The sequence below is a fragment of the Pseudooctadecabacter sp. genome (genome assembly GCF_965657175.1).
Lineage (GTDB): Bacteria > Pseudomonadota > Alphaproteobacteria > Rhodobacterales > Rhodobacteraceae > Octadecabacter.
Map to the genome: position 1 here is coordinate 39317 of NZ_CBFHNH010000023.1, position 7869 is coordinate 47185.

The window sequence follows — 7869 nt, forward strand, 5'->3', positions numbered from 1 at the left end:
GATTTCGGCTCCTTGTTGTATTTGGAAGGGACGTAAAGCGCGGGGCGGCAAAGGGAAGGGTCACGCCCTGCGCAAAATCCAATCGAGGGCGCGGGTGGGAAGGATCCGGCGCAACATCCCCATCGCGTAGGTCGGGGTCGTCACATAATAGCGCGGCTTGGGATTGCGGTGGGTGCATGCATGCAGCAGCTTTGCCGTTACCGCAGAGGCGGGCAATTCAAAGGCGTCCGGCCCGTTGTCTTCGTAAAGACGTTTCTTCAGTCCCTTTTCATATTGGTGCCTGCGGGGTGAGTTTTCCCAATCGATCCAACGTTCAAAATGCGGGATCGACTTTTTTCGAATGTCGGATGTGACGGGGCCGGTGTTCATCGTGATGATTTTGATGTTCGTGTCGCGGCCCATTTCGACCCGCAAGGTATCGGTCAGTCCCTCCAGCCCGAACTTCGTCGCATTATAGGCTCCGCGCCACGGCAGTGTGATCAGACCCAGCACCGAGGAATGTTGCACGATGCGTCCGTGACCTTGCGCGCGCATAACGGGGATCACTTGGGTCGTCAGTTCATGGACGCCAAAAACATTGGTTTCGAAATTTAGCCGCAGCGCCTCACGGGGGAGGTCTTCGACAGCGCCGGGTGTTCCGTATCCGCCGTTGTTGAACACTGCATCCAGCGTTCCGCCTGTGGCCGCCAGAACCTCCGCCAGCCCAGATGTGATGGTGGCAGGATCGGTGTAGTCGATCAGCGGGGCGTCGAAGCCTTCGGCAGCCAAACGGTCACAATCGGTCTGCGCGCGGCATGATGCAAATACGCGCCAGCCCGCTTTGCGCATGCCATGGGCGGCATCATACCCGATGCCGGACGAACAGCCGGTGATAAGAATTGATTTTGTCATACCCGCCTTCTGCCGTGATGTGCGGCTGCGGGCAAGTGGTCGGGCGCTGGATTAGGCGTCTGGCGACGTCAGCAACCGTTCTGCCATCCAACCTTCGATGCCACGATCCACGGTGGCCACATTGGCCCAACCGCTTGCGTTCACGTCCAGCACTTCGATTTCGGTGCCCCCATCAAGGGTAACAATCACGTCAAAATTCGTGCCGGGGCCTGCGCGCATGTTTACGCGGCTGCTGGCCACTTCACGGATATCAACGGGGTCTTCGATCATGGGGGCCACAACCTCAATCACCTCGGGCGCGGGTTCTGCCACAACAGGCGCGGGTTCGACCGGGGCTGGGGCGGATACAAGGACTGCGTTTTCAGCCTCTGGCGCGGGGGTAACGTTTGATGTGGATACGCTGAGCAAGGTGGGCGTCGCGGCGCGGGTCACGACCTCAGGTGTGGGCGACGTTTCCGTCTCAGCCACGATAACCTCGCGTTGCTCCGGCGCGAAATCAGCACCACCGGATATCTCATAATAGGCCCAGCCCATGAAGGCAAAGCTCACCCAAACATAGGTTTTCATTTTACGAACCCCCCAGAGATTCTTACACGTTCCCTAAGTGAACTTACCAAATCCCCCATAGTTCCGTGAGTCTTTTCCACGGGGAAAAATTCAGCAGGCGCGTCCCACTTCACCGTTGTCGCCAAATCGCCACGCCGTTACACACGATGTATGAGCGATGAGATTTTTGACCCCAAGATGAACCCCACCGAACCGTTGCGCCGTGCGATCGGGGATCGGTATCTGACCTATGCGCTCTCCACGATTATGCACCGCGCCCTGCCCGATGCGCGTGACGGGCTGAAACCGGTACACCGCCGCATCCTCTACGCGATGCGCCAGTTGCGCCTTGCGCCAACAGGGGGGTTCCGCAAATCCGCCAAGATTTCCGGCGATGTGATGGGCAACTATCACCCCCACGGGGACGCCGCGATTTATGATGCCATGGCGCGTCTGGCGCAGGATTTTAACGTCCGCTATCCGCTGGTGGACGGGCAGGGCAATTTTGGCAACATCGACGGGGATAACCCCGCTGCGGCCCGTTACACGGAGGCGCGGATGACCGCCGCCGCCGAAGCGCTGCTTGAAGGTCTGGCCGAGGACGCTGTTGATTTTCGCGAAAACTATGACGGGACGCTGACCGAACCGGTTGTGCTTCCTGCGGCCTTTCCCAACCTTTTGGCCAATGGGTCCAGCGGGATTGCGGTGGGCATGGCGACCAACATCCCGCCCCACAATTTGGATGAACTGATCCAGGCCTGCCTGCATCTGATCAAATCGCCCAATGCCCGTGATGAAACCCTGCTGGACTATATCCCTGGCCCCGATTTCCCCACAGGCGGCGTTATCGTTGAACCGCGCGAAAACATCGCGGACGCCTACCGCACCGGCAAAGGCGGCTTCCGCCTGCGCTGCCGTTGGGAGGTTGAGGATCTTGGCCGTGGCCAGTGGCAGGTCGTTGTCACGGAAATCCCTTATCAGGTTCAGAAATCCAAGCTGATCGAAAAGTTGGCCGAAGTGATCCAGACCAAAAAGGTCCCAATTTTGGCCGACGTGCGGGACGAATCTGCTGATGACATCCGCATCGTGTTGGAACCTAAATCCAAGAACGTCGACCCTGAAATTCTGATGGGCATGCTCTACCGCAATTCCGATCTTGAAACGCGGTTCAGCCTGAACATGAACGTGTTGATCGACGGTCTGACCCCGCAGGTCTGTAGCCTGAAAGAGGTCCTGCGCGCCTTCCTTGATCACCGCCGCGATGTTTTGATCCGCCGGTCACGTCACCGGATGGCCAAGATCGACAACCGGTTGGAGGTTCTGGCCGGTCTGATCACAGCCTTCCTGAACCTTGATCGGGTCATCGATATCATTCGCTATGATGACGACCCCAAGGCCGCCTTGATGTATGAGGACTGGTCGGTCCCCCATCAGGCCACCCTGACCCGCGCTACGGATGAGGCGGATTACCTGTCCCCGCTGGCGGGCGTAGATATGGACAGCCTGACGCTGATCGTGGACGAAGACGCGCAGGCGCCGTCGTTCATGGAAAGCACCGAACGTAAAATTCCGTCCTCCTACGCGGGCCGTGAAAATGGGCTGAGCGATGTGCAGGCCGAGGCGATCTTGAACATGCGCCTGCGGTCCTTGCGCCGTCTGGAAGAAGAGGCGCTGGTCAAGGAACGGGATGACCTGATGCGGGAACGCGCAGGCCTCGAAGACCTGCTAGAGGCGGAAGATCTGCAATGGAAAACCATTGCAGATCAACTGCGTGAGACCCGCAAACTGATGGGCGCCAATTCCGAAGGCGGTGCGCGGCGCACCACCTTTGCCGAGGCCGGTGAAGTTGAGGACGTCCCCCTTGAGGCGATGATCGACAAGGAGCCGGTCACAGTGGTCTGTTCCAAAATGGGCTGGATCCGCGCCATGACCGGCCACATTGATCTGGCCCGTGAGCTGAAATTCAAAGATGGCGACGAAGGCCGCTTTATCTTCCATGCGCAAACCACCGACCGGCTGCTGGTCTTTGGCAGCAATGGACGGTTCTACACCCTTGGCGCATCGACCCTGCCCGGTGGGCGCGGCATGGGCGAACCCTTGCGTCTGATGGTTGATCTGCCCAATGAGGCTGAGATCGTGGCGCTGTTCATCCACCGTCCGGGCGAAAAGTTGATCGTGGCCTCCTCTGCCGGGGATGGGTTTGTGGTGCCTGAGAACGATATCGTGGCCCAGACCCGTGCGGGCAAACAGGTGCTGAACGTACGCGGCGATACGGTCGCCAAAATTTGCAAACCGGTGACGGGCGATCACGTGGCTGCCGTCGGCGAAAACCGCAAAGTGCTTGTGTTCCCGTTGGATGAACTGCCCGAAATGGGCCGTGGCAAAGGCGTACGTCTGCAAAAATACAAAGACGGCGGCCTGAGCGATGTGACGACCTTTACCCTGTCCGAAGGGCTGTCATGGCTGGACCCCGCAGGGCGCACCCGCACGGAAACAGAGCTGACGGAATGGACATCCAAGCGCGCCAGCGCCGGTCGGATGGCCCCGCGCGGCTTCCCAAGGGACAACCGCTTTACGTGACAGATCAAACCGCCCCCGACCGCCTGACCACGACATTCGCAGGCACCCGCGGGCCGCTGTTCCGCAAGGCGCTTTGGGGGTCGTTGTGGACAATCCTGACGTTGGGGTTTTACCGGTTTTGGCTGAAAACCAAACTGCGGCGCTATTACTGGTCGTCGATCCAACCGGGCGGCACGCCGCTGGAGTATGTGGGCGACCCGCTGGAAAAACTGTTGGGGTTCTTTCTGGCCGTGGTGGTTCTGGCCTTCTACATCGGCGTCGTGAACCTGATCTTGATGTTCGCCAGCCTGTCGCTGTTGGCGTCAAACTTTACCGCCTATTTCGTCAGCTTTCTGGGCGTCATTCCGATCTGGTTTTACGCCCGCTACCGCGCCCGTCGCTATACGTTGGCGCGCAGCCGTTGGCGCGGGGTGCGTTTTGGCCTGAAACCCGGCGCTTGGGGCTATGCGTTTCGCGCGCTTTGGCATTGGATCATCACCATACTGACGCTCGGGGTCCTGTGGCCGCGTAAGACGTTCTATCTTGAGAAATACATGACCGACCGGACGGTCTTTGGGTCCGCAACCTTGCATCAGGGTGGTCATTGGCACATGCTGATGCCCGCCTTTGTGCATGTGCTGATCGGGGCCGTTTTGCTGGCCGTGGCGTCGTTTGAGACATGGCAGGGCAATCTGCGGGTTACTTATCTTTATGCACTGGCGGGGCCTTGGTTTATCTATGGGGTGATCCACTACACGGTTGAGGCAAAACGCATTCTGGCCAACCACAAAACCGCCGGGGCGCTGGGCCTTCAGGCCGCGCCGGACCGCCTGAAGATTACCCGCACTTATGTCTTTGGCTACCTTGCCACAGCGATCTGCGCGCTGCTGCCTGTTTTGCCGATCGTGACCATTGTCGGGATGGTTGAAAACCAGCGGATGCGCCAGATTTATGACACCACCGTTGAAACCGGCCTGATCTACGGGCTGCCCCTGTCGGTTTGGACAGCCCTTGGGATTATCGCGTATTTCGCTGTTTTCCTGATCTGGGGCGTGCTGCGCCACTGCTTTGTGACCTTGCCCATCTGGCGCCACTATGCCGAAACGCTGACCATTGCGAACCCCGACGCCTTGGGGGACGTCTCCCAAAAACAGCGCGACGAATTTGCCGAGGCCGAAGGTTTCGCCGAAGCCCTTGATCTGTGGGGGGCCATATGACCGACCGCATCATCATCACCGTGGATGGCCCCGCATCGCCTGCGGCCCCGCCACGTCGCGTGACCGGACAGGCCTTGTATCTGGATGGCGACACCGCGCAGCCGTTCGCCGTGCAGATCGAATACGCGGACGCCACGCAAAACCTGCTGATCCGGCATCTGGGGCAGACGTACGAATGGCCCTACGCCGATCTGCGCGCGCTGCGCGATCAAGCGGGCGATCAGTTGATCGTTCGGCTGGCCAACGATCCCACGCAACGTCTGATCATCGACACCCCCGACGACCGCGCCTTGATCCGCGCGCGTGCCAAAAAGCTGAACCGCTACGCCAGCCACGTCAAACGCAGCAAGCTGGCGATGTGGGGGGTGGCTGCTGTGGCCTCTGTTGCTTTGATCATCTTCGTTCTGGTCCCGATCATGGCCGATCAATTGGCCGAATACCTGCCGCCCGAAGGCGAAAAAGCGCTGGGCGATGCGACCTTTGAACAAATCCGCACCGCCCTTGATGACACCGGTTTTGTTGGCCTTGAGACTTGCGATAACCCGCAGGGGCTGGCCGCCCTTGGCAAAATCGAGACGCGACTGACCGACGCGATGGAACTTGAAACACCCCTGACGGTCCATGTCCTTGATCACCCGATGATCAATGCCTTTGCCCTTCCGGGCGGCTACGTCGTCTTTTTCCGTGGCCTGATCGAAGAGGCCGGCAGGCCAGAAGAGGTCGCCGCCGTCTTTGCTCATGAAATCGGCCACGTGGCGGCCCGCGACCCCACCCGCATCGCCCTTCGATCTGCGGGGTCGATCGGGGTGTTGGGGCTGCTGTTCGGGGATTTCGCAGGCGGCGCCGTTGTGCTGTTTTTGGCCGAACAGATCATCCGCGCCGATTACACCAAAGAGGCAGAGGCCGCTGCCGATACATTCGCCTACACCGCACTGCTGAACGCTGACCTGCCCCCTTCCGCCATCGGTACGTTTTTTGAACGGCTGAACCTTGAGGGTGAGCCGGACGCAGGCATCCTTGAACACCTCGCCTCTCATCCGGCGATGGGCGACAGGATTGCCGCCGCCCGCGCCGCAGAACCCGAAGGTGCGGCGTTCCGCCCCGTGTTGGACGATACGGAATGGGCGGCGCTACAATCGATCTGCGATTGATTGCTCAATGTCCTTGGGTGCGCTACCCATAACCGAACAAACGGGGGGCATTGGACCATGCGCGTACTTATCACTTTGGCCAGCTTGATCATTCTGACGGCCTGTGGCGGCATTCGTGACGATCTTTCGCAAGCCCCTGATCCGTTGGGTACCTTCCGGTTGGGCCACAACATTGCTGTGGTGAATGAACCCGTCCAAGGTCCGTTTTCGCGCACGGTCGAAGATGCGGCGTGGCAGGAGGCCATGACCACGGCGGTCAACGAACGTCTTGGGCTGGCCCGGTTCGACGGCAGCGCATTTTTCCACGTGGGCGTCGCCGTCGAAGGCTACGTTCTGGCGCAGCCGGGCATTCCGCTGGTCTATTCCCCGCGCTCCGTCCTCATTTTCAGCGTGAACTTCTTCGAAGATGCGACCCAGACGAAACTGAACGACGAGGCCATCCAGCTGACGGTGTTTGAACCATGCTGCACGGTGCCTTTCATTGGGTCCGGCCTCGTGCGGTCCGCCGATGAACAGATGGAGGGCCTCGCCTTTAATGCGGCCCGCGCCATCGAACGCACCATGCGCCAGAACGGATCGTGGTTCGGGGCCGAAGACGAAATCTTGCCAGAGGACGATACGATTCTTGAAGGCAACGTTCTGGAAACCAATCCCGAACTGATTGCGCCGCCGGAAACTCCACCGGAAACCTGATCCGGACAGGGCCATGAAATCAGCATCCTAGCGGTTGTGCGGGTCATTCATCCGGACCCGAACGACCCGCTTGATTTCCACCGCATTCCAGACTATTTGCCCCGCGTATCAAATCAGGGTCGCCCGGCGTTGCGGGACCCATCAAAACAAAGGGTGCCTCATCATGGCTAAGGAAAAGTTTGAACGTAATAAGCCGCACGTAAACATCGGCACGATTGGTCACGTTGACCACGGCAAGACGACGTTGACGGCGGCGATCACGAAGTATTTCGGTGATTTCCAGGCGTATGACCAGATTGACGGTGCGCCCGAAGAGAAAGCCCGCGGCATCACCATTTCCACCGCACACGTGGAATATGAGACAGAGACACGCCACTATGCGCACGTCGACTGCCCCGGCCACGCCGACTACGTCAAGAACATGATCACCGGTGCGGCCCAGATGGACGGCGCGATCCTGGTTGTGAACGCAGCCGACGGCCCAATGCCCCAGACGCGTGAGCACATCCTGCTCGGCCGTCAGGTTGGCATCCCGTACATGGTTGTTTTCATGAACAAAGTGGACCAGGTCGACGACGAAGAGCTGCTTGAACTGGTGGAAATGGAAATCCGTGAACTGCTGTCCTCTTACGAGTACCCAGGCGACGACATTCCTGTGATCCCTGGCTCCGCTCTGGCGGCGATGGAAGGCAACAACCCTGAGATCGGCGAAGAAGCCATCAAAAAGCTGATGGCAGCTGTGGACGAGTACATCCCAACGCCTGAGCGCGCTGTGGACATGCCGTTCCTGATGCCGGTTGAGGACGTGTTCT

General features: G+C 59.5%; 7 protein-coding genes. 5 read left to right on the forward strand and 2 right to left on the reverse strand.

What is annotated here, in order from left to right; all coding sequences use genetic code 11:
- Nucleotides 1–60: 60 nt before the first annotated feature.
- Entirely contained in the window at nt 61–891 is an 831-nt protein-coding gene (locus tag ACTG36_RS15035) for an SDR family NAD(P)-dependent oxidoreductase (RefSeq protein ID WP_375281925.1), read from the reverse strand.
- Nucleotides 892–942: 51 nt separating this feature from the next.
- Nucleotides 943–1458 (reverse strand): SH3 domain-containing protein, encoded by a 516-nt coding sequence (locus tag ACTG36_RS15040; protein WP_375281924.1) that lies wholly within the window; start codon nt 1456–1458, stop codon nt 943–945.
- A gap of 150 nt (nt 1459–1608) precedes the next feature.
- Here ACTG36_RS15040 and ACTG36_RS15045 point away from each other — a divergent pair, with 150 nt between their 5' ends.
- From ACTG36_RS15045 to ACTG36_RS15065, 5 genes are all read left to right on the forward strand, one after another.
- Nucleotides 1609–4017, forward strand: a complete 2409-nt coding sequence (locus ACTG36_RS15045; protein ID WP_375281923.1) for a DNA topoisomerase IV subunit A — start codon at nt 1609–1611, stop codon at nt 4015–4017.
- The gene (locus ACTG36_RS15050) at nt 4014–5213 is read left to right on the forward strand and encodes a DUF898 family protein (protein WP_375281922.1); all 1200 of its coding nucleotides are present in this window, start codon (nt 4014–4016) and stop codon (nt 5211–5213) included. Before ACTG36_RS15045 ends, ACTG36_RS15050 begins: the two co-directional genes overlap by 4 nt.
- Nucleotides 5210–6364 (forward strand): M48 family metallopeptidase, encoded by a 1155-nt coding sequence (locus ACTG36_RS15055; RefSeq protein ID WP_375281921.1) that lies wholly within the window; start codon nt 5210–5212, stop codon nt 6362–6364. Before ACTG36_RS15050 ends, ACTG36_RS15055 begins: the two co-directional genes overlap by 4 nt.
- 57 nt (nt 6365–6421) lie before the next feature.
- Nucleotides 6422–7057 (forward strand): hypothetical protein, encoded by a 636-nt coding sequence (locus ACTG36_RS15060; RefSeq protein ID WP_375281920.1) that lies wholly within the window; start codon nt 6422–6424, stop codon nt 7055–7057.
- A 163-nt stretch (nt 7058–7220) separates the two neighbouring features.
- Nucleotides 7221–7869: GTP-binding protein (locus tag ACTG36_RS15065; RefSeq protein WP_439142798.1), on the forward strand; the 649-nt coding region annotated here is incomplete at its 3' end.

What these genes read in the sequence shown, in the direction of transcription:
- ACTG36_RS15035 (WP_375281925.1), bottom strand. Translation starts at nt 891, where the DNA reads ATGACAAAATCAATTCTTATCACCGGCTGTTCGTCCGGCATCGGGTAT.
- ACTG36_RS15040 (WP_375281924.1), bottom strand. Translation starts at nt 1,458, where the DNA reads ATGAAAACCTATGTTTGGGTGAGCTTTGCCTTCATGGGCTGGGCCTAT.
- ACTG36_RS15045 (WP_375281923.1), top strand. Translation starts at nt 1,609, where the DNA reads ATGAGCGATGAGATTTTTGACCCCAAGATGAACCCCACCGAACCGTTG.
- ACTG36_RS15055 (WP_375281921.1), top strand. Translation starts at nt 5,210, where the DNA reads ATGACCGACCGCATCATCATCACCGTGGATGGCCCCGCATCGCCTGCG.
- ACTG36_RS15060 (WP_375281920.1), top strand. Translation starts at nt 6,422, where the DNA reads ATGCGCGTACTTATCACTTTGGCCAGCTTGATCATTCTGACGGCCTGT.